17 protein-coding genes and 3 pseudogenes are annotated in these 22029 nt (G+C 67.5%); 6 read left to right on the top strand and 14 right to left on the bottom strand.

Annotated features, from left to right (window positions below; translation table 11 throughout):
* Positions 1-163: 163 nt before the first annotated feature.
* Positions 164-367: pseudogene (locus ACIHCQ_RS41425) on the top strand (transposase); the annotation flags it as partial.
* A gap of 591 nt (positions 368-958) precedes the next feature.
* Here the strand turns inward: ACIHCQ_RS41425 and ACIHCQ_RS41420 are convergent.
* Positions 959-1348, bottom strand: coding sequence for a hypothetical protein (locus ACIHCQ_RS41420; RefSeq protein WP_399674169.1), 390 nt, complete (start codon positions 1346-1348; stop codon positions 959-961).
* 428 nt (positions 1349-1776) lie between these two features.
* Between ACIHCQ_RS41420 and ACIHCQ_RS41415 the strand changes: the two are divergent.
* Positions 1777-3221 (top strand): annotated as a pseudogene (locus tag ACIHCQ_RS41415) (NF041680 family putative transposase).
* Between the two features lie 570 nt (positions 3222-3791).
* On the opposite strand, the gene ACIHCQ_RS41410 reads toward ACIHCQ_RS41415, so the two are convergent.
* The 5 genes and pseudogenes from ACIHCQ_RS41410 to ACIHCQ_RS41390 all read right to left on the bottom strand — a co-directional run bounded on the left by ACIHCQ_RS41410 (position 3792) and on the right by ACIHCQ_RS41390 (position 7924).
* Positions 3792-4802, bottom strand: coding sequence for an IS3 family transposase (locus ACIHCQ_RS41410; RefSeq protein ID WP_399674164.1), 1011 nt, complete (start codon positions 4800-4802; stop codon positions 3792-3794).
* A 17-nt stretch (positions 4803-4819) separates the two neighbouring features.
* On the bottom strand, positions 4820-5203 hold the full coding sequence (locus ACIHCQ_RS41405; RefSeq protein WP_266425331.1) for a hypothetical protein: 384 nt from the start codon (positions 5201-5203) through the stop codon (positions 4820-4822).
* Positions 5204-5233: 30 nt separating this feature from the next.
* Positions 5234-5944, bottom strand: a complete 711-nt coding sequence (locus ACIHCQ_RS41400; RefSeq protein WP_399674163.1) for a DUF4238 domain-containing protein — start codon at positions 5942-5944, stop codon at positions 5234-5236.
* Positions 5945-6673: 729 nt separating this feature from the next.
* Positions 6674-7332, bottom strand: a pseudogene (locus tag ACIHCQ_RS41395) (IS6 family transposase).
* Complete coding sequence (locus tag ACIHCQ_RS41390; RefSeq protein ID WP_399674162.1) at positions 7238-7924, bottom strand: hypothetical protein; 687 nt, start codon at positions 7922-7924, stop codon at positions 7238-7240. Before ACIHCQ_RS41390 ends, ACIHCQ_RS41395 begins: the two are co-directional and overlap by 95 nt.
* A 278-nt stretch (positions 7925-8202) precedes the next feature.
* Between ACIHCQ_RS41390 and ACIHCQ_RS41385 the strand changes: the two genes are divergently transcribed.
* On the top strand, positions 8203-8976 hold the full coding sequence (locus ACIHCQ_RS41385; RefSeq protein WP_399674161.1) for a nuclease-related domain-containing protein: 774 nt from the start codon (positions 8203-8205) through the stop codon (positions 8974-8976).
* 499 nt (positions 8977-9475) lie between these two features.
* Here ACIHCQ_RS41385 and ACIHCQ_RS41380 read toward each other — a convergent pair whose 3' ends face one another.
* From ACIHCQ_RS41380 to ACIHCQ_RS41365, 4 genes are all read right to left on the bottom strand, one after another.
* Positions 9476-10285 (bottom strand): hypothetical protein, encoded by an 810-nt coding sequence (locus ACIHCQ_RS41380; RefSeq protein ID WP_399674160.1) that lies wholly within the window; start codon positions 10283-10285, stop codon positions 9476-9478.
* Positions 10286-11902: 1617 nt separating this feature from the next.
* Positions 11903-12163: a hypothetical protein gene (locus ACIHCQ_RS41375; protein WP_399674159.1), complete on the bottom strand. Its 261-nt coding sequence runs from the start codon at positions 12161-12163 to the stop codon at positions 11903-11905.
* Positions 12160-12465, bottom strand: a complete 306-nt coding sequence (locus ACIHCQ_RS41370) for a DUF6247 family protein (protein WP_399674167.1) — start codon at positions 12463-12465, stop codon at positions 12160-12162. Before ACIHCQ_RS41370 ends, ACIHCQ_RS41375 begins: the two co-directional genes overlap by 4 nt.
* A gap of 80 nt (positions 12466-12545) precedes the next feature.
* Positions 12546-12968, bottom strand: coding sequence for a hypothetical protein (locus ACIHCQ_RS41365; RefSeq protein ID WP_399674158.1), 423 nt, complete (start codon positions 12966-12968; stop codon positions 12546-12548).
* 1236 nt (positions 12969-14204) lie between these two features.
* Between ACIHCQ_RS41365 and ACIHCQ_RS41360 the strand changes: the two genes are divergently transcribed.
* Both ACIHCQ_RS41360 and ACIHCQ_RS41355 read left to right on the top strand, forming a co-directional pair.
* Positions 14205-15638, top strand: coding sequence for a glycoside hydrolase family 43 protein (locus ACIHCQ_RS41360; RefSeq protein ID WP_399674157.1), 1434 nt, complete (start codon positions 14205-14207; stop codon positions 15636-15638).
* Positions 15639-15833: 195 nt separating this feature from the next.
* Positions 15834-18149, top strand: coding sequence for a family 43 glycosylhydrolase (locus tag ACIHCQ_RS41355; RefSeq protein ID WP_399674156.1), 2316 nt, complete (start codon positions 15834-15836; stop codon positions 18147-18149).
* Between the two features lie 283 nt (positions 18150-18432).
* Here ACIHCQ_RS41355 and ACIHCQ_RS41350 read toward each other — a convergent pair whose 3' ends face one another.
* The 4 genes from ACIHCQ_RS41350 to ACIHCQ_RS41335 form a co-directional block, all read right to left on the bottom strand.
* Positions 18433-18900 (bottom strand): IPT/TIG domain-containing protein, encoded by a 468-nt coding sequence (locus ACIHCQ_RS41350; RefSeq protein ID WP_399674155.1) that lies wholly within the window; start codon positions 18898-18900, stop codon positions 18433-18435.
* 131 nt (positions 18901-19031) lie between these two features.
* Positions 19032-20279 (bottom strand): hypothetical protein, encoded by a 1248-nt coding sequence (locus ACIHCQ_RS41345; protein WP_399674154.1) that lies wholly within the window; start codon positions 20277-20279, stop codon positions 19032-19034.
* A complete protein-coding gene (locus ACIHCQ_RS41340; RefSeq protein ID WP_399674153.1) occupies positions 20276-20551 on the bottom strand; it encodes a hypothetical protein in 276 nt (91 codons plus the stop codon). The genes ACIHCQ_RS41345 and ACIHCQ_RS41340 overlap by 4 nt, the downstream gene beginning before the upstream one ends.
* Positions 20552-20625: 74 nt before the next feature.
* On the bottom strand, positions 20626-21546 hold the full coding sequence (locus tag ACIHCQ_RS41335) for a phage major capsid protein (RefSeq protein WP_399674152.1): 921 nt from the start codon (positions 21544-21546) through the stop codon (positions 20626-20628).
* A gap of 107 nt (positions 21547-21653) precedes the next feature.
* Here ACIHCQ_RS41335 and ACIHCQ_RS41330 point away from each other — a divergent pair, with 107 nt between their 5' ends.
* Positions 21654-21929 (top strand): hypothetical protein, encoded by a 276-nt coding sequence (locus ACIHCQ_RS41330; RefSeq protein WP_399674151.1) that lies wholly within the window; start codon positions 21654-21656, stop codon positions 21927-21929.
* Positions 21930-22029 lie beyond the last annotated feature (100 nt).

Below are 22029 nucleotides of genomic sequence, written 5' to 3'. Positions count from 1 at the left end.
GTGCGGCCGCGGGCATGAGAGAACGGGCCCCTTGGTAGTGACGCGGTTACGACACCAGCACGACCAAGGAAGCCCGTTGCCTGATCAGTTGAGCAATACCACTGTGCCTGCGTCCACCGCGGTCACCCCTGGGTGTGACTGCTACGTGCACCGGTTCGGTTCGATCGCTCCGGGACGGCGGGCAGGCTGCTATCCCAGTGACATGACGGATGCGGAGTGGGCCGAGGTCCGCTCCGCGATGCCGGTGCCGGCCTGGCTTCTCAAGCTGGGCGGGCGTCCGGAGGAGTTTTGCCACCGCGAGATGCTCGACGCGGTGCGCTACCTCGTCGACAACGGTGTGAAGTGGATGGCCCTGCCGGTCGATTTCCATCAACCCCGGCACCGACGGCATCGCACCCTCCTCGACCCACAACAAGCCGTCCGCTGCCTGCCCCTACCCCAGGGCGATCACGCCCCGCACACGAAGAAGCCCCTGCTCATCGAACAGGGACTCCCTTTGCCACAACGCACTGAGCCCCGGATGGGGCCACCAGTACGTGCGGGCGACGACGGACGTGGTCGCCACAGCCGGAGGGACGGTCCCGAGGGAGCCCGGCGACTACACCGGCACCTTCGACGCCACCGCCGCCCCCCTAAGGACTTCCGGAGCCGACCACGTAGCAAGATGCTCGGCTGGGTTTCCCAGCCGAGCATCTTGCCTGCACCCATGGACGAAGAGGCCTTCCGCCTCAAGCCCCACGGCTACAACGGCGGACACCGAGCGGCGAGTGGCCACCCGCCAGCAGGCTCCCTGAGACGCATCTGCCTCACGCCCCAGTGTGTGCGGGGCGCGACGTCACGAGCCGCCCGTGCCCTGTGCGTCGCGGCGCTGGCGATCACGTGCCGTGTCGCGGTACCGAGGCAGGCGGTGACGCCGGGACTGCAGGGCCACCGCTGCGGCGCCGCGCTCGGTGGCGGGTCAGAACCTCGGGTCGAGGAACGAGCCCCACGTCCAGGCGCCGGAGGCTGGGATTTCCAAGTCGCTGGTGATGTTGATCGACTTCCAGTCGGGGTTGTCAGGGTCCAGCCACGTCGAGTGGATGTAATAGCCCCCCCAGGCCGGGTCCAGGCAGTCCCCCCAGGTGTACCAGCCCGCGCCGAGGTAGAGGTTCGGGCGCACGACGGTGTCCGTAGACCCCCGGACGTGGCCCCAGTCGTAGTTGCCGGATGCCAAGTAAATGCGGCGCTCGACGCAGGAATTCGGCATGTCGCCGGTGGGCTTATCCGTGAGGTACTGGGTCTTGATGTTCTTGGCCGTCACGGCCGCCGGGGCCGCCGAGGCGGTGCCTGGCGTGCTGAGGACGGCCACGCCGAGCAAGGCTATGACGGATAAGAGGATTCGCGAAATTCGTGCCACGATCGTTTCCTTTCCGATGGGACGGACCGGTGCGCCGGGGCAACAAGCCACGAATAGATTCCCCGGCACGCGCGCCGCCGGTAGCTGCGGTTGTTTCCCGCCTCAGGCGACATCCCTCGTTGTAACGCAAGCCTGCCGGGACCGGTCCCGACCCGGGGCTGGTTCTGCGCGCGGCATCGAGGCTCAGGTCAGCCGACGGTGCCCTGCCTCGTGTCGACCAGCCAGCTAGGCCCAGCAGCTAAGCTTGTTCCTTAACCTCCGGCTTGATCATCAGCGTCCGTCAGGTCGCTCGTTCGGGTGATCGCCGGACGTAGGTGCGGCCTTCTCGTGATCCTGAACTCTGCGACGAAATCAGGGTGTTCACGAAGAAGGCCGCGGTGATGAGTGTGCTGGAACAGGACTGCAAGCGGGATGAGTTCGCGGAACTGTCATACTTCCGGACGGACTTCTACGGGTGTCTGTCGGCGCGGGCGGACGCGTTCTTCGAGCTCACCGACGCGCTGCTGTGTGCGGACGGGCCGGTGAAGACGCCGGTGGAACTGTCTCTGCTGGCCGAGCACCGTCGGGGTTACGGCTCGCTGTACGGCGCGCTGAACCACGGCCGCTTGGACGTGGACCGGCTGCGTGACCTTCTGGTGTCTCTGCCGCTGCCGCGTTTCGGCGGGCGGATCGTGCTCTCCGTGGACGTCTCCCCGTGGCTGCGCTCGGACGCCGCATGCTCGCCGGAGCGGCTGTTCTGCCACGTCCACGGCCGCTCCAAGGCGGCCGCGCAGATCATCCCGGGCTGGCCGTACTCCTTCGTCGCCGCCCTGACGCCGGACCGCACATCCTGGACCGCGGTACTGGACGCGGTCCGTCTGGGGCCTGCCGACGACGCGGCGGCCGTCACCGCCGCCCAACTCCGCGACGTCGCCGAGCGGCTGATCGCGGCGGGGCGGTGGCAGCCCGGAGACCGGGACATGCTGATCGTGATGGATGCCGGCTACGACGTGATGCGCCTGGCCTGGCTGCTGCGGGACCTTCCCGTCGAGCTGGTCGGCCGCCTGCGCTCGGACCGTAACCTGCGACTCTCTCTCTCTCCCCCCCCGGCGTCTACCAGCCCAAGGGCGGCCGACCGCCCAAGCACGGCAAGGAGTTCAGTCTCGCAAGGCCGCAGACCTGGCCGGAGCCGTCAGTGGTGACGGTGAACGACACACCCCGCTACGGCAAGGCCGAAGCCCGCGCCTGGGACCGGCTCCACCCGGAACTCCAGCAGCGCTCCGCCTGGATCGACCACGACGGCGAACTCCCCATCATCGAGGGCACGTTGATCCGCCTCAAGGTCGATCACCTGCCCGGCGACCGCGACGCACCACCGGTATGGCTGTGGTCCTCGGCCACCGGAGCCGAGTCGGCCGACGTCGACTTCGTCTGGTCGTGCTACCTGCGAAGATTCGACCTGGAGCACACATTTCGGCTGTTCAAACAGAGCCTTGGCTGGACTCGCCCACGACTACGGAATCCCGAGGCGGCGGACCGCTGGACCTGGCTCGTGATCACCGCGCACACCCAGCTCCGTCTCGCCGCCCCGCTCACCACCGACCGGCGCAAGCCCTGGGAGAAGACCACTCGCCCCGGCGTCGCACTCACCCCGACCCGTGTCCGGCGCGGGTTCCGACACCTCCGACCCCACTTGCCCTGCCCGGCCCGCGTGCCCAAACCCAGCCGCCCCGGCCCCGGACGCCCGCCCGGCTCGAAGAACCGGCACCCCACCACCCGTCACGACGTGGGCAAAACCGTCAAACGCCCGAGCACCCTCTACGAACGAGACCAAGCCAGACGTTAAGGATCAAGCTAAGGCGGTAGAGACCTTGCCCGACGGGACGGAGACCAAGCTCGGCATCTGGTACAGCAATATTAAGTCCAGGCGCGACAGGCTTACTGCGGAGCAGCTGGACGCACTGCGGAAGCTGGGCGTCGAGTGGGCGTAATCGGTGCGTCAGGACTACCTCATGGCCACCATGGCGCACAAAGGTCGGCATGTCCGGTCGAGGGTCTCTGCCCCGTAACCGGTGCCAAGCTCGATGCCACACCGGGGTACCTTCAGATCGATGGGCGTGCAGTCTACGGACAGCTGCGGTCTGCGTCGCAGGCTTCGGCCGGCAGGAAGGTCCGTGTCCTGTGGAAGGGCGATGACCGCTGCTTCAGCATTCCTGATGACTGCCGCGCGCAGTCGGTCGACCTCCCTACGGGCCAAAATGCGATGGACGATCTTTCGCGGCTGCAGGTTCTGGCTAAGCACGAGCAGGCGGGAAGGACTGAGGGGCCACCACAGGTATTGGCTCGTCAGCGTCGAAGGAGAGCGGCCGGAGGCGTCGGTCCGGAAGATTTCAAGTCCAGTGAGACGGTCGTGATGCTATGAGATCTGTGGTGCGGGTTCTCTGCGCTTGGTCGGGTCGTTGATCCACACCTGTCGAGGTATCGCGGGTGGTCTGGGGCGGCGGCCGAAGCGTTCGGGGTGCCGGGCGTATGCCTCGGTGAGGGTGACGGCCCGCTGGTCGCGGACCTCTTCGGCGGTGCCGAAGTGGACGCTGGCCGGTGTGTGCCATCCAATGCCCGAATGCCTGTGCTCGTGGTTGTAGTACGCGGTGAACGCGTCGAACCATTCGCGGGCATGGGCCAGGGAGTCGAACCGCTCGGGGTAGTCGGACATGTACTTGGTGGTCTTGAACTGGGCCTCGCTGTAGGGGTTGTCGTTGGAGACTTTCGGCCGGGAGTGACTGCGGGTGACACCGAGATCGATCAGCAGCTGGGAGACCTTCTTGGACGTCATCGAGGTGCCCCGGTCGGCGTGGACGGTCTGGGGCACGATGCCGTTGCGTTCGATGGTCTCGCGGATCAGCTCCTCGGCCCGGTCGGCTGATTCGGCGCGCTCCACGGTGTGGCCGACGATGTAGCGGCTGAAGATGTCGATGACGACGTAGGCGTGGTACCAGATGGTCTTGGCCGGTCCGGCCAGCTTGGTGATGTCCCAGGTGAAGACCTGCGAGGGGGCGGTGGCGAGGAGTTCGGGCACGGCTTTGGCCGGGTGGGTGGCCTGACGGCGCCGCTCGCCGCTCTGGCCCTTCTCGCGCAGGATCCGGTACATCGTGGAGATGGAGCAGTGATAGCGGCCGGCGTCCAGTTCACGGGCCCAGATCTGGGCGGGTGGCAGCTCCGCGTACTCGGCGCTGTTCATCAACTCCAGTACCGCTGCACGTTCTCCATCGGTCAGAGCCGACGGTTGCGCCTGGGTGTGGGAGCGGGGTGTGCGGGCCGCCGGGGGCTTGAGCCTGCGGTAGTGGGTGGCCTTGGACCGGCCGGTCAGTTGGCACGCGGCCGTGATGCCGAGCTGGTCTTCGACGCCGGGGAACGCGGTGTCCACCACCGGATCGACGGCGTGCTTCAGTCCGCGCTCTCGGAGATCATTTCCAAGAGCGCGGAAGCTTTTCCCATCACCTCGAGTGCGGCCTTGTTGCGGGCCAGGTCCTTCTGCAGCCGCTCGACCTGCTGTCGCAGCTTTTCGTTCTCCACCTCCGCGGCGGACTTCTTCGCACGGGCCGGGCTGGTCCGGCGGTCGACCAGGTTCTCCAGGGCCCCGGCATCCCGGGCGGCCCGCCACTCCTTGACATGCGAGTGGTAGAGCCGTTCCCGGCGCAGGACGGCACCCTTCTCGTTTCTGGGCGCGGCGTCGTACTCGGCGACGATCCGCAGTTTGTACTCCGAGGTGAAGGTGCGGCGCTTCGGCCTCGGTGCCGGGTCGGACCCGACGGGCTCAGTGCTTGGCATACGGGACTTCTCCTGTCGTGCCCTCTCAGGCTAACCCCGCGGAACGGGACGTCTCACCCAAGGCTGACAGAGAGGGGTCGACAGGATGACTGGCTGGTCGCTGGTGATCAACCGCGCTTGAGGGTCGTCCCACAGCTCAAGTTGTCGGGTGGAGTGCTCGTCGGCTACCCCGTACGCGCTGTGGAAGAGACTCCCTACGAATCCCGTCGTCGTCAGGGTCGGGGTTTCCTGCAGTGCGCGCTTTCTCATCCAAGTGTCCTGCGCCTCCAACAGGCGCTTGCGCTGCGGTGTGCGGTTGCGCTGGAAGGCGAGAACCACGGCGAGCGACATGAAGTCATCGAAGTCCATATCGTCGTCTGGCTCCCATCCACGCAGCAGGCGCAAAAGCCTTGCGGCCTCGTCATCGATGACGGAGAGCATCGCTTCAGCCTGATTGTGCGCGCCAAGAGGGTCTGTAACGCGGTAGAAGTTTTCCCGGACGCAGGTGTCTCGGAGGCCCCGGAGGCGGTCAAAGCCGTTGATCGTGTCCAGGACCCGTACTCGCTTGCCATCGGGGCTCCAGGCCTTCATGTAGGCCTGGGGAACGTAGTGGTGCCTGCGCGAGACACAGTCGCGTCGTGCCGCTGCCGCCGCCACGTTCGCCATGTACTCCTGCACGCGCGGGTTCACTGCCTGGCCGTCGCCCGACACCGGGACCTGGCCCCACGGATTGGCTACTCGGCTGACCAGCTTCCACTCCATGCCGCTCCCCCTACCTCCCGCTCGGTGGCCCCGCTACAGCGGTGTACGCGGTAGGCACGGCCGGTGCGGGTGTTGACGGCCGATTCTCTCAATGCCCATCTGCCGACCGCCCCGAATTATTGCGACCGCGTGGTAACGGCTGATTAGCCCGCCGGGCCAGGGCTGCGTAACGGGTCCGGCTCACCGATGCCGCCTTCTAGGCTGGGGCGTTCCGTGGACGTCCGACCCAGGCTTGGTGGTGAGACGCGACGCGCAGGCGTCCACGCAGGACGCCAACACGTGTTCTGCCCTCCAGGACCTGAAGGCCGCTGTTTGACGGGGCTAGGAGCCGTCTGTCGATCAAGACCGGTGGACGCATCCACGTCCCGCGCTCTTCCCAGTGGTGTCCGACCTCTGCGGGGCGGACTTTCACCCAGTGCACCGGGTTCTCGGCGAAGTACTCGATACAGTCGGCCTCGGACGCGCCGGTCGGCATGTCGTTGAAGTCCGCGGTCGGGATCGTGTCAAGGCGCCACGTGATCCCCTCTAGAGCGATGTCTCCGTAATCCCGCGCGAAATTGGTGTTGGCACCGTGGTCGTAGAGGAACTGCTCGAAGACGTCGTCTGGCCAACGGAGCGGTGTCAGCGCAGGGTCGGCGCGGAAGTCGCCAAAGGGCGTTGTCAACTTGATGGGTGTGAAGCCGGTCCCGGGCAAGTCGAGGCCGGGTGGGGGCGGTGGCGGTGGTGGGGTCAGGCCGTGGTGGGCAGGCTGGTGATCTCGTTCCAGGTGGTGAAGCGGTCGGTCATCTGATCGCGGTACTGGGTGGCGGTGAGGCGGTGCCGTCGGGGCCGGAAGTGCGGGGAGATCGCGCTGAACGCCGACAGGAAGCGCTGCGCCGCGCCGGGTGAGCGGAAGCCCTTCATCGCGCGTTCCCGCTGCCGGGTCGGCTGATGGGAATTCTCGGCCCGGTTGTTCAGGTACTTCGACCGCCGGTGCTCGACAGAGGGCATGACCTCGCGGTGGGCCGCACCGTAGGAGCGGAGCTTGTCGGTGACGATCACCCGGGGCGCCGCACCGGTCTTCTTCAGCAGCGTGCGGAAGAAGCGTCTGGCCGCGCCGTGTCGCGGCGGTTCCGCACGAGGATGCCGAGCACGTTCCCGTCCTGGTCGACAGCCCGCCACAGGTAGCGCATCTGCCCGTTGATCTTGATGAAGACCTCGTCCAGGTGCCACTTGTCCCCGGGCTTGGGCCGCCGACGGCGCAGCGCGTTGGCATAGGCCTGCCCGAACTTGGCACACCAGCGGCGGACCGTCTCATACGAGACGGTCACACCGCGCTCCAGCATCAGCTCCTCCACCTCGCGGAAGCTGAGCGGGAAGCGGTGGTACAGCCACACACAGTGGGAGATGACCTCGACCGGGTACCGGTGCCCCTTGTACGACGGCGACGTACTCCCCACGAACCATCCCCTCCAGCATGATCAACCCGAAGATCATCCCACCCCTGCCAGCCAACGTGACAGCGCCCTCCAGCTGGTTCCTGACGGCTTTGAGGTTGTGGGCTATCGGCGCGTTGATGACGAACGCGAGGGGCCTGCCGTCGCGGCGCAGGCGGTCGGTGACGTGCCGGTGCAGGACCACGAGGGTCTGCTGTTCGAGGTCGCCTTCCTGCAGCAGCTGGTTCCAGCCGCCGAGGATTTCCAGGAACACCTCGTGGACCACCTGTTCCGCCACCCGCCGGCTGCCGAGGTGGAGCTTCGCGAAGTGGTGGAAGAACTCCTGGTGGCCCAGGTAGAAGGCCTCAAAGTCCAGGGGCAGGTCCGGCGGTTCATGGACGGGCTGGCTGTGTCCGCCGTCCTGCGGCGAGACGTCAGTGTCGACGTCGCCATTGCTCACGCGGGCCTCCAGTGCTGCGATCACCGGGTCCTTCTTGTCGAGGCCGGTGATGCCGGGTGCGGGCAACTCGTCCGCACGAGGAACCTGTTGGCCCCTCAGCCCCACCCTGTCGATTTTCCGGTCCCCACACTCAAACGCCCTCCAGGAAAATCACTCACTGATCATCGGAGGCCAACGGAACGTGAGTGCGAGGCAGGGTCACCCGTTCCCTCGACATCCCGTGACCAGGGGAGATATGCGCCCCCTTGGCGCCCGGCAGGCAAACGACGCAAACGAAGTGGCACACGTCACACACGACTCGTCCAGGTAACGAAACTTGTCGACCACCGGCCGATCCGATGCGAGCGGCTCTGGGGTCATCGGACGGAGAGCAGAATGCGGCAATGGATGCCATGAAGCCCTCCGACGCCGCCGAAGCCCGGGTCGCCCGCTACCTCACCGAGCGGGGCTACTCCTTCGAAGTCGAACCCGACCTCGGCATCATCAAGCGGCCCGACTTCCTGATCACCACCGACCGGACGGTGGTGGTGGAGGTGAAGGCGTTCGAGACGTACGGCATGTTCGAAAACCCAGTACTGAACCAGCCGATGGCCCGCTCGTTGACGGACGCGCTCAAGCCGATCAGGAAGCAGATCGAGGCCGCCGCGAAGCAGCTCAAGCCGCTGCAGGACCGCGGCTGGCCACTCGTGGTCATGCTGGCCAACCCCGGGAGGCGCCCGATTCCCTTCACCTCATCCATGATCTTCTCTGCAATGTACGGCGACCTGGAGATGCAGGCCCCGATGCTGTCGGACGGCTCGCTCGGTGAGTTCCGCGGGGCAGCAGGCCTCAACGGAAAGCTGAGGAATCACCACGCGTACATCAGCGCGGTCGCGGTCGCCCGCCGCCGCGACCACTCCGCGCAGTGGGCCGCGGAATGGTGCGACGCACACGAGGCCGAATTCGGCGACGACGTCACAGGGCTGGTGGCCGCGCTCGCCGAGGCGCACCAGGACGCCCCGGAAGGCGATGAGGTCTTCCTGGAAGTCTTCGAGACCCTCAGCAGCACGGCCGTGCCGCTGCCCCGGGACATCTTCAACGGGCCCGGCGACCTGCACTGGGTTCCCAACGCCGACCGTACGGCCCTCACCCCTTGGCTGACCACCGAGCCGCGGTGACTGGCTCGCCTGCCGTCGTGCAGAAGATATCGAGCAGCTTGGCAATCGAGGAGATCGACGCCTTGTGCTTCGGGCCTGAGGTGGTGGGCACCTGATGCGTCCGGCCCCGCCGTATCCGGCGGGGCCGCAGTCGGTCTCCTGCTGCGCAGGTGTGTGAGGCCCCAGAACGCGCACCGGCTCGACGGCCCCAACGGTCGCTGTGGGACGTGACATGGGAAGGCCGCCCTGGATGCATGTCCAGGGCGGCCTTCAAGACAGGGGGGCGCGCCCCGAACCGCGCTGCTTGTTGAACCGCCCGCCATGATCGGACGGTCAACTCGGGGCTCAGCCCAGCGCGAGGTGCCAGCCGATCGGACACGTCGACTGGATCAGCTCGACCATCCAGCCGAGAGTCCAATGGATTCCGCCCCCGGGGAAGGTGACGTCTTCCATCCGAGCAGTGGTCTAACCGTCGTTCAGGCTGCGGCACCCGGTTCAACTTGGAGCGGTTCCCCGTTGATCAGGCGTTTTGCCAGGTCATCGGATGTGAGCGGCATCGACGCGGTAAGACGGAGAGCAGCGTCAGCAAGGGCCACGACCACCCGCGCGGCGAGCTCATGGCGCTCGGGCTCACCGGGAACAGCCCCAAGGACGAAGGACAGCCATACCCGGCCGTCGCCGCCCGCAGAGACCTGCACCGCTTCATCCGGGGCGCAGGGGATCCCAGCACCGGCGAGCGCGTGGGCGACCGTGGCGTGCAGTTGGGCGTTGTTCTTCTTGTCGACCTCGTGCGCGGCCAGGTAAATCGCATGGGTGAGTTCGCCGGCGGCCTGGTCGACGGCGCTGACCTGGATCCGGTAGGGGCCCATGGAGACGGTGTCGTGGCCGGGTCGTAGCCGAAGCCCCAGAAGGCGCGCGCGACGTCGCGCGGTGCGTCACCAGCCTTGACCCGCTTCTGCTGCGGACCGAAGCCCTTCCCGCGGGACCAGTCCTCGAAGTGGATGAGGCCGTCGCGCATGTGCTTGATGCCGGGCAGCGCCGCCTCGAAGCGCTTTCGTGCCTGCTCCAATGCCTGTCCGGCCGCCGGGTCGATGCCCAGTTCAGCCAGCGCAATCTGCTCCAGCTTCTCTGCCATCAGCAACTGCCGCAGGGCCAGGCACAGCTGCCGCGCGTCGATCTGCCGGGTTTCGAACCCGCCAACTGCGTCGTCGCCGGCGTGGATGCGCCGGACCGCCAGCGCGGCGGTGCTCTTCCACCACTGCGCCTCCGATACGGCAATCGAATACGGATGGTTCGCCGGTGACCAGTCATCGACCACGCTGTCGTTCATGGTGAGCATCATGGCCGACCCAGGCACCCAATGTGCACGGATTACTGGCCCCAATGCACCGATGCCCCGGACTCACGGCCGCAGCGGGCCCGCAAGGTCAATTGTCCCCGGTGGCGGTATTTTATGGTGCGCCGGTAGCCCCTTGTTGGAATCGCTCGTGGCAGCATGAAAGAAAGCGCCCCGGACGCGGAACGCCCGCGATCTGCCGCACACCAGACGAGGCCTTCGAGGCCGGCGAGTAGTTGTTGGGCGGCGGCGCGCCGCCGCCCAACAGCACCTGGAACAACCGGCCGCCCGCTCCCACAGCCAGCCGTCCGGTCCTGAGCGCTCCGCACCGGCGGAGCGCTCAGGACCGGACGGCCAGGTCAGTGCTCCGACTTGGGCGGGGTCATACGGGCGTGCAGAAGGGCCGCCCGGCTGAGTTCGGTGCCCTGCCGGTGGTTCTCGTTGAACAGAGCGGTCAGCCCGCGCGGGGCGTTCCAGTGCTCCGCTAGGTCGACGTCGGCCGCCAGGTCGTCCAGGAGCTGGTTGATGACGGCCGCGGCCTCACTCGGGCGGTCGCCGTACCCGGGGCCGAACCACAGGTGCTCGCGGGGATCGCAGGGGGGCGGGGTGCACCTGACCGTCCGACGTCGTGATCACATGCCGTGGTACAGAACGACCGAGGCCAGCTCCCCGTGGCCGGCGGGCAGGGACAGCGGGGCGAAGAAAAGCCACCGGGCTTCTCGCCCTGGGTCCGCAGGGCGGGCATGTCGGTCAGGGGGCGACGAAGAAGGCGTCGATGGGCCGGTCTTCGCCGCCTTGGGCGGGGGACGCGGGGCACTTAACGATGTTGTCCTACATGGGCATGACCCAGCTACGCAGGTGGCCAGCCCCGCTATGAGGCAGACCAAGGCCTGATGTCGCTGCCCGGGGCGAGCGGGGCCGCGCTGGCCTGTCGGCGCTGACCGATTGGAGGGGACGAACGCGTGAGTGGCGCCGGGGTGAACCAGACGGCCTCACGCATACCTCCCGGCGTGGGCGGTCAGCTCAGTTCGTTAACGTGACCGGGGTGAAGGTCGAGGTGCTGGAGGTCACTTCCGAGGCGTTGGAGGAGTTCAGCTGCAGCTTGCCGGTCTGGATCATGCTCATCGCTTCTGCCTTTCGCTCAGCGGCCGACGGCCGGGCCCGGTCTCGGGCCCGCAGTGGCCGCGGTCTATCGCTTCCCTGCGAAGCAATCCCGGCGGTGAATTGCCCATGGTTATTGGTGTTTAGAGCAGAAGTCATCGGTACGCGGTAACTATGCCGGTACTCGTTGACACGCAGCTGACGAGCCCAAGACGCGACGCTTTCTCCAGCAGGGGCGGATGGACTGAGCCTCCGGCCGCAGCGAGTCGGCGCTTCGTGTACCCCATGTGGTTCGGTCCAAGTTAGTTGGCGCTTGGTCCAGGTTTGTTGTCAGAGGACAGCGTGACACCGGCCCGGCGCGGCGGCGGAGCGGGGCCTGGCCTTCTGGCGACGCGGGTGGATACGCGTTGCCGCCCGGGTGGCAACCGGTGGATACGGCCGTGGCTACGATGCGAAACGCCCTGACCCCGGCAGCTGCAATGCCGTGGTCAGGGCGTTGTCACCGGGTGGCTATCCGAGCCAGACGATGTTCAGGACGGTCAGGCGGCGCAGCGGCCTGTTCACCCAGTAGGTGAGGGACAGCTGGCCGACGGACGCGTAGCGCACGTCCTCGCCCTCGAGGTCACCGGCGTTCCACTGGTGAAAACCCCACGGGTCGCCGGCGGCGGCGTCCAGGACGTCCCACACGGTGTCTTCGACATGCTCGGGCAGGGTGTCGAGGACCTTCGCGGCCGGCGGCGAGAAGCGGACCGCGTACGGCTGTCCGGTCACCGGCGCCTTCCCCGCAGCTCCGCCATGTCGATAAACTCGCTGTCGTCGTAGCCGGAGGCGACGAACGCATCGACCGCCGGGGCGTGGGCGAGGCGGCCCTGCCAGTCCTGGACGACCTCGTACAGCCCGGCGAGGGAGAACGTCCGGCGGGACTCCTCCAGCGCCGCCGCCCACTCCCGCTCGAAGGCCGGCACCCACTGCGCGGCGCGCCGGTCGGCGCGCAGCTGGGCGAGGAGTTCGGCCGGAGCTCCCGGGGCGGGCGCGTACGGCGGGACGGGTGCGTGGTCGGGCTGCGCGCTCATCGGCTGTTCCTCCCGGCGGGTCGTCACCTCACGGTACGCGCGCCGGGTGGCCGTGGATGCGGGCATGGACGGATCCCCTTCTACCGGGTTAGGGCGCGGGCGACGGCCTGGGCGTGCTGGCGCAGCGGGAGGTCCTGCTTTTCCCATGTGGCCGCCACGTAGTTGAGGAGTTCGGCCGTCACGCGTTCTGAGTCGCTTGGGTCGCTGATGAGGAGCTGGTCGGCGGCGAGGGCGACGTCGGCGGCCGGGGTGGACTGCTGCGGACCGGCGTCGTTGCGGTCGACTCCCAGGACCAGGAGGTGACGGACGCCGCCCCGGGTCTGGACGGTGATGGTGTCCTCGCGCGGCGAGTCCGGGGTGGCGACCACGAAGTGCGGGGCGTTGAGGATCGCCGCGGCGAGGGCCTCGGTGAGCACCGGCTCGGGCAGGAGGTGGTCGTTGATGGGCTCCGCGTCCCGCAGGGTGAGGGTGTAGTTGATGCCGGCCACGGTGGTGAACCGCACAGTGTCGTCGCCGGGTTCGGCGTCGGCGGCGAGGATGTGCGGGCTGCCCAGCAGTGCGTCGGCGATACGGACCGAGTCGTGGTCGGCGTCAAACAGCGGGCTCTTGTCGCGGTCGATGGGCTGAGCCGAAGCTCAGTAGTTGTCACCGGCAGAGCCTGTTGAGCTGGTGAATGAGACCGGTCGAAGCAGCTTGGTTATCACCAGTGAGGCACGCGGCTTGTCACAAATCCTCATTCGGCAGTCTCTCTGTCACCAGTAGCGAAGAGAATGCAAGCCGCGGGCTTTCTGGGGCGATTCCATAAGGCCATGGCGGTGAAACGCGTTGGGCTGGAGAGGGTAGTAGAAGCCGCTGACGCGGTGGCCGTCTGGTCGCATCAGTGCAGTTGGAAGGACCTGTTCGTGTCGGTGAACATCGACGCGGGCAGGGTCGGACTTGATCTGCGCGACGGCTGGATGAGGCGGTGGGCGGTCTCGTGGCGGGCTTCTTTGATCAAGGAGGCGGACCGGGAGTCGTTCGCGGCGGCTGCCGAGTCCGCCGTCGCCTGCGGCTGGCGTTACACAGTCGCCGCCCGCTGGCGCGAGCACGCCTTCGCCGGGCTGGACGCACCGGCTTCGCGGCGTGTCAGCTGCGGTCCGATCCGCTGGGCCTGCGGCCGGTGCTGCTCTCCGAGGCCGCCGGCGGGCGGAGGTTCGGCGTTACGTGCTTGCAGGCGAGATCTTTGTCCTTGTTCGCAGTGCCCTGTCAATGGTTGTGCAGTCGGCGTTCTCGCGAACGGCCCGAGCGCGTAGGGAAGTCTCCGCAGTTCAAGGGGGTGCAGCAGAGAAAGCCTCACCGTCATGGGCGGTTACGGGTGCGAACGCGGGGAAGTCGAACTGGCCGGTTCCATTGACGCGCTTCTGGCCGACATCTATCTTCTGATCGAACTTGCGAACAACGTTCGATTTTTCGAACCATGGCCGTCAAAGGGGACAGCCCGTGTTACGCACCCGTCTCCGGCGCGCTCCCGAGCCGGCTCTGTCGGCCCTCTCCGCTGCCTTCGTCACCCGGCCCGCCACGGCGGGGTCTCCGGTCGCTGCCATGCTCACGCGGAAACCGCAGCTCGTCGGCCGCCGACCGGCATGACGCGGCGTCCCACGTCGCCCGGAGCCGGTCCTGCCCCAACGGTACGGAGGCCGGGCCTCACCCTCGACCTCACTTGCACCTGATCACGGCACCCCAGAAAGACAGGAACGCATATGCCCGCAGTTCTCTCCCGGCTGGCGGCGATACTTGTTGCCGCCTGCCTGCTCTTCACCGCCCAAGTCGTGACCACACCTCAGCGGGCCGCCGCCGCCGACGCCCCGGGCTACCTGATGACGCACTTCATCGGGGAGGGGGCGACCGGTCAGCAGATGTACTTCTCGTACAGCGCGGACGGTCTGAACTGGACCGATCTCAACGGCGGCGGAATGACCCTGCGCTCCACCGTGGGCACGCGCGGCGTGCGCGACCCCGCCCTGGTCCGCTCTCCCGACGGGAGCAAGTACTGGATCATCGCGACCGACCTGTGCATCGACTGCGGGCAGTCATGGGACGACTCCATGAACAACGGCAGCCGCAACCTCGTGGTGTGGGAGTCGACGGACCTGGTCACCTGGTCACAGCCGCGGCTGCTCAACGTGGCCGGCGCGATCCCCGACGGACGCAACGCATGGGCGCCGGAGGCGATCTGGAACCCCGCCACCAACGACTACGTCCTGTACTGGGCGACGAACGCCACCGTCAACGGCGTGCTGAAGCACCGCATCTACTACGCCCGCACCACCGACTTCCGCACCATGACCACCCCCCAGCTCTACATCGACCGCCCGGGCACCCAGAACATCATCGACACCCAGATCGTCGAGATGCCGACGGGCGTCGGCAACTTCCGCTACGTACGGGCCTCCGGCGACGGCCAGATCACCCTCGAAGGCAGCAACTCGATCCTCGGCACCTGGACCAACCTCGGCAACCTCTCCGGCATCGGGCTGACCGGCTCCCAGGTCGAGGGCCCGATGTGGATGAAGTTCAGGGACCGCAACGAGTGGACCCTCTACCTCGACCAGTACGCGGCCGGAAAGGGATACATGCCGGTCACGACGACCAACCCGTCCGCCCCCGGCACCTACCAGCTCCCGACGTCGGGCACCTACTCCCTGGGCGGCACCAAGAAGCGCCACGGCTCGATCCTGAACCTGACGGCCGCCGAGGACGCCCGGGTGCAGGCGCGCTGGGCGAACACCCCGGCCAAGCGGCTGCAGTCCTTCAACTTCCAGGACCGCTACGTGCGGCACGCCAACTTCGATGTGCGCATCGACCAGAACGTCACCAACGCGGACGCGCAGTTCCGGCCGCGACCCGGCCTGGCCGGCTCCGGCACCGTCTCCTTCGAGTCGGTCAACTTCCCCGGCCACTACCTGCGGCACGACGGAGCCGACTTCCAGCTCGTCTACAACGATGGCACCGCCCAGTTCGCCGCGGACGCCACCTTCCGCCAGGTCGCCGGACTCGCCGACTCGTCCTGGTCGTCGTTCCAGTCGTACAACCACCCCGACCGCTACATCCGCCACTACGCGTTCCAGCTGAAGCTCGAAACGATCACTACCGCGACGGGACGCAGCGACGCCACTTTCCGTCTGACGAGCTGACCTGACAGGGATGCCGGCGCCCTCGGGCGACGCCCCACCTGCCGCCGCCCTCAAGCGAGGAAGGCGTCGGCATCCCACCCGCGAGCGCAACGCGACACCAGATGTCATTCGGGCAGGACGCTGCACCTCGGCCGAGGCGTCGCGTCCCCTCCTCCTCAGGCATGTCTTCTTCAGGGGATGTGAACCATGCACAGCGTGAGACTTCAGTGCCGCTGGAGATTCCGGCAGGGCGCTCTGGCCGCCGTGGCCGCCGCCTCCCTCATGGTGGGCGTCGTCGGCCCGGCGGCCCCCGCCCAGGCGGCGGAGATCACCGACGGCCTGGCTCTCTGGTACAAACTCGACGCCACCTCGGGCACCGTGGCAGCGGACGCCTCCGGCAACGGACGCAACGGCACCGTCAACGGCACCGCGGGCTGGTCGGGTGCCGGAGAAGGGCTCACGTTCAACGGGTCCAGCACCTTCATCAAGGTACCGGACAACATCATGCGCGGCATGAACGCGATCACCGTCTCGATGGACGTGCAGATCGACGCCGCCCAGGCCACGCCCTACTTCATCTACGGCTTCGGCAACACCGCGAGCAGCGGCACCGGCAACGGGTACCTGTTCACCACCGGCAACTCGTTCAGGACTGCCATCGCCTCCGGGAACTCGTCCACCGAACACAACACCCGGACCTCCGCCGCGCTGCAGCGCTCGGTCTGGAAGCACGTCACCTACACCCAGACCGGCACCACGGGCGTCCTGTATGAGGACGGCGTGGAAAAGGCCCGTAACACCTCGGTCACCCTCACCCCCGGTTCCATCGGGTCCGGCATCACCACGGCCAACTACATCGGCAAGTCGCTCTACACCAGTGACAAGCTCTTCAAGGGCAAGATCCGCGACTTCCGGGTCTACAACCGCGCGCTGGCACCCGGCGAGGTTCTCGATCTCAGCGGGAACACCACGGGCATCGGCGCGGCCACCCACCCCAAGCTGAAGATCGACGCTATCGTCGACGACGCCAACAGCAAGATCACCCTCCCGCTGACCGAGGGCACCGACCTCACCACGCTCGCCCCGCAGTTCACCATCGCCCAGGGCGCGGCCATCAGCCCGGCCTCCGGCACCCCGCGCGACTTCAGCGAGCCCGTGACGTACGAGGTGACCGACTCCGACACCGAGAAGCGCATCTGGACGGTCGAGGCGCTGATCGTGAAGAGCCCGGTTCTGCCGGGGCTCACCGCCGACCCGAACATCGTCCGGTTCGGCGACACCTTCTACATGTACCCGACCACCGACGGCTTCGCGGGCTGGAGCGGCACGCGGTTCAAGGCGTACTCCTCCAAGGACCTGGTCCACTGGCAGGACCACGGCGTCATCCTGGATCTCGGACCCGATGTCAGCTGGGCCGACGCCCGGGCCTGGGCCCCGACGATGGCCGAGAAGAACGGGAAGTACTACTTCTACTACTCCGCCGACACGAACATCGGCGTCGCGGTCTCCGACTCTCCCACCGGCCCGTTCACGGACCCCCTGGGCAGGCCGCTGATCGCCCGCGGCGCCTTCACCGGCCAGATGATCGACCCGGCGGTCTTCACCGACGACGGCAAGACGTACCTCTACTGGGGCAACGCCAGGGCGTACGTCGTCCCGCTCAACGACGACATGGTCTCCTTCGGCGCCTCCAAGGTCACCGACATCACCCCCAGCGGCTACAACGAGGGCACCTTCGTCGTCAAGCGCAACGGCACGTACTACTTCATGTGGTCGGAGAACGACACCCGGGACGAGAACTACCGCGTCGCCTACGCCACCGGGTCCTCGCCCACCGGTCCCTGGACCAAGCGAGGCGTGATCCTGGAGAAGCGCCTCGACATGGGCATCAAGGGGCCCGGCCACCACTCCGTGGTGCAGGTGCCGAACAGCGACGACTGGTACATCGCCTACCACCGCTTTGCCATCCCCGGCGGCGACGGCACCCACCGCGAAACCACCATCGACAAGATGGAGTTCGACTCCGACGGCCTGATCAAGAAGGTCGTCCCCACCCTGAGCAGCATCGACCCGGTCACCGTCGGCGCCACCCTGCCGACGCACACCAACCGCTCGCTCCAGTCGGTCAACTTCACCGGCCGTTACGCCGCCGTCCGCTCCGACAGCCTCGGCTACCTCGACCCGGTGACCTCCTCCAGCACCACCGCGATCAAGCAGAGCGCCACCATCACCATCGTCCCCGGCCTGGCCGACTCCACCTGCTACTCGTTCCGCGACTCCTCCGGCCGCTACCTGCGCCACAAGGACTTCCGGATCCGCTTCGACGCGAGCAACGGCACGGCCACCTTCCACAAGGACGCCACCTACTGCGCCCGGCCGGGCTCGGCCGCCGGCTCGGTCAGCCTGGAGTCCTACAACTACCCCGGCCGCTACCTCCGCCACTACAACTACGAGCTGCGCATCGACCCCCTCCAGGACAACGCCACCTTCCGAGCCGACAGTTCCTTCACGGCGGTCAACCCCTGGGCCTGACCGCATCCCCTCACTCGCCGGCTGCCCCACACGGCTTTACCGTGCGGGGCAGCCGGCATCGTGGCGCACCGAGCCTCACGTCGGGCGGTCAGCCGCGTCGTCGTCGGGGCCGGGCGTCTCCCAGCGCGCGCCGCGGCGGTGGGCTTGCGGGTACGGGTGGTGGACATGGTGGCTCCCTCTCGGGGTGGTGGACCGGTCGGCGCACCCTGCACGTGGCGACGCGCTTGTGTCTCGTCCTCGCCGGGGCCCCCAACGTGGCGGTTGGGAGCCCCGGCGGTGGTTGTCAGGCGTAGGTGTATCCGGCGGTCTTGGTGACGTTGCCCGCGTCGTCGACCAGGACGACGTCTTTCGCCCCGGCAGTGCCGGCCGGGGAGGTGACGCGCAGCTGCGTGGCGGACACGATGGTCAGGGCTGTGCCCGGCGTCGCGCCGAAGTTCACCGCCGATACCCCGTCCAGGTTGGTGCCGGTGATGGTGACTGCGGTGCCGCCCGCGGTCGGTCCGGTGGCGGGGCTGACTGTGGTGATGGTCGCGGCCGGGAACAGCTTGTCGATCTCGGACTGGCGCAGCACCGCACCTGCCTTGTAGGCGAGGGTCTTGATCGATCCCTCGGGCTGCTTGTCGCCAGAGGGGGTGGTGTACGGGCGGGTGCTGTAGATGTCCTGGGTGACGACCTTCTGCGGGTCCGTGACAGCGTTCGCCGGGAACGCAGCCTTGGTGATCCGGATGCCTGCCGCGTTGTAGAGGCCCATGGTGGTCCTTCCTTGGGGTGATGGTCGGGGAAGGATGAGACACCGGTACGGCTTGGGTCGCGCCCTGCCCGCGGGCGCACTTGCACAATTGGGCAAGAATGATCTTGATGGCTTTGCGCAGAGCGCCATCTTTAGAGGATCCGGAGGTCGTCCCAGCCGGCCGGACCGACGCTGAACACCAGGAGTCCGGACGTCGAGACCTCGCCGCTGCGCACCGCATACCAGTCCGAGCCGTTGTCGAGGGTCGGGGCCTGCACCCACAGTCGGCCCGCGCCGAGCTGCTGCGCGCGGAAGTGGTGGTAGTGCCCCGTGATCAGGATTTGCGCGTCCGCGACCGGCTGACGGCCGAAGGTCTGCCCGCGCCACCAGTCGCCCGACTTCTCCGGCCGGGGGTACTGGTGGCCGTGCGCCAGGCCGACGATGGTCCCGGCGACGTTCAGACTCACGGTGTCGCGCCACCGCTCCGGCATCACGAACGAGACGTGCCCGTACGCATCCTGATTCCTTGAGTAGGCATCCGCGACCTGCGAAAAAACCTCGATCCCCCAGTCATCTATGGGGGGTCCCACCGCGTCCTTCCCGCGCCGGACGCGGGCGTGGTTGGAGCCGCACGTCGCCGCGACGACACGGCCGAACCGCCCAGCGAGCCGGTCAAGGCCCTCGAACGTCAGCCTGCGGTGGACACGGATCATCTCCGTCAATGTGAGGTCGTTGGTGAACGCCTGCTGAGTCGTGTTCTCGAACCCTTCGACACAGTCCCCAGCATCCGCCCAGTAGGCCACTGTCGGGGCCCGCCCGACCGCTTTGAGGTCTCGTATGTGGTCGTCAAGCCGGTCGAACCGGTCCGCGACACGGGCGATCAGCTCAGGGGTTCCGCCGTCGCGGCCGACCTTTCCGGCCTGCGCGTCGGCGTAGACGACAACCAGGGCCCGCTCGGCGGTGTCCACGGCGGTACGGGGCTTGCGGCGTCGCCGCATGGCGTCACGCACCAGGGCGTCGACGTCGCCGGCGGACAGCCATGCCGGGGTGCCCGGTTCGACGAAGTACCGGCATCGCCACACGGCCCGGGTCACTGCGTCCTCGCCCTGGGCGTCGCGGTGCCAGGCGGCCGGGTCGTGCCGGGCCTCAACCAGGCGCACGCGGAACCCTTCGGGGATCGCCAGGCCAAGGGCTTCGACGCGCTCGCGCCAGTCGGCTTCGCTGTTGGGGGGCTGCTCGTCGGCCGGGGCGGTGACGACCATGGTGCCGCCCGGCTCATACCGCACGCCCGCCTCCCAGCCGCGGGGAACGGCGGGCTGCGGGCGCTGGATCTGGGTCGGCTGGGTCTGGCCGGCGTCGGCGGGCTGCAGGAGCGCCTGCAGGTCGGTGGTGAGCGTCATCGCGGGCACCGGCACCCGTTGGACTCACCGCGCCGCCGGTGCCGGGCGACGGTGTAAACGGTGATCGTGTCGCCGTGCCGACTGAGGGCGTCGGCTATGGCCTTGGCGGTGATGTCCGCGGTGTCCAGGGCAGTACGGAGCGTGCGAGCCGTGATCTCATCCGTGCCATCAAGGAGAGCGCCGACGCTGCACGGTGGGCCCTTGCGGGCGGCGGGAACACTGGCGAGCGCTTCCAATTCCGCCGCGAGTCCAGTGAGCTGAATCTCGATCACGAGCGACCTCCGTCGTATGGGTTGGCCTCGGAAAGGGGGGCGCACCGGTGGGGTGCACCCCTCACTCACTCGGATCAGGCGGCAGGCTCGGTCCAGGTGCCGATAACGAAGGACTCAGGTCGCGGTACCTCGAGCGCCACGCGCTCGTCCCCACGGAACGTGATCAAACCCTTCTCAAAATTTTCCGCGTTTTCGCTGGAGACGGTGACGGAGACGCTCTCACGGTCGTGGAGCTGAGCGCCGAGACCGAAGCCACCGACGAGGAAGTCGTCGTCCGCCATGGCCGTGGTCTCGACGACATTGAGGCGCCACACCTTTTTCTCGGCGCCGATCGCGATGGCGACGGCGACACGGAAGGCGCCGTTCTTGTCCTCCTCAACCTCGACGTGCTCCCACATCGTCGGCGACAGCACGATTCCCGTCGGCTCATACTCGGCGAGCAGTGTCTTGGTGATGCTGCGCCGGATCTGCACGCTGTACTGGTCGGTGGCCAGTCCGGTGTACTGCTGGACGCCCGGCGTGTTGTAAAGGCCGGTCAGGGACTGGCCGTCGCCCACAGAGTGCAGGAGGTCCCAGTCTTCCTGGTACTTCACGCCCTCGATCATCCTTGTGTTCATGAACGTCTTGAGGCGCGGCTCGTCCGCCAAGATGTTCTTGTGGCCATCGAGCAGGTGCGCGATCTCGGCGACGGGGTACATCACCGGGACCAGGGACAGCTTGGAGCGCGGTGCCCGTCCCCAGGTGTCGGTCTCGGCGCCGGTCGGCGGGCTGACGCCGTCGGCGGCGTACCGCTCCTTGACCTGCCGGGCGGCGTTCGTCCAGCCGGTCTCCCTCGCGCCGTAAAGCACCGCCTGCTTGGTGGTGCTCTTGGGGAACAGGTCGCGGATGTGGAACTTGCGGTACGCCCGCTCCGCGATGCCCAGGTTCTGGACGGAGCCGAGCGTCTGGTGGGTGACCGTGCCCGCGGACAGCGAAAAGATGGACTTGCCTTCCATCTCCGCCCGCAGGTATGGGCGGTCACGGAATCCACCCTTGACGGCGCTCTGGAAAGCGTCGGACTCGACGAACAGGTCGCCGAGCGACTTCTCCCAACTCCCTGCGGTTGTCCGTAGTGCAGGCCCGCGGCCGGGGGGCCTTCGGGGGCTTCCAGGTACTGCTTGACCTGAACGAGGCCCTGCTCGGCATCGATGAGGGCCTTGATCTCCTGTGCCTCGGCGGAGACCTTCTTGAACGCGTTGGCCTGCTCGGTGCTGACGACGAAGCCGCCGTCCTCGACCTTGAAGGTCTGCGAGATCCGCTCGGCCTCGTTGCTCTTGGTCTGGAGCTGCTCCTGGAGCGACTTGAGGCGACTGTTGTCCGGCATGGTGCTCTCTCCTGATGCTGGGTGCGGTTGACGTGCGTCGCTCGCCCGGCCAGCACCGGGACGCCTCAACGCGAGGCTGAATAGAAGGAGGAGAGAGGGCTTAACGTCGCGTGCT

The sequence above is a fragment of the Streptomyces sp. NPDC052236 genome, from assembly GCF_044548015.1.
Lineage (GTDB): Bacteria > Actinomycetota > Actinomycetes > Streptomycetales > Streptomycetaceae > Streptomyces.
This window is presented reverse-complemented; position numbering and strand designations above follow the sequence as displayed.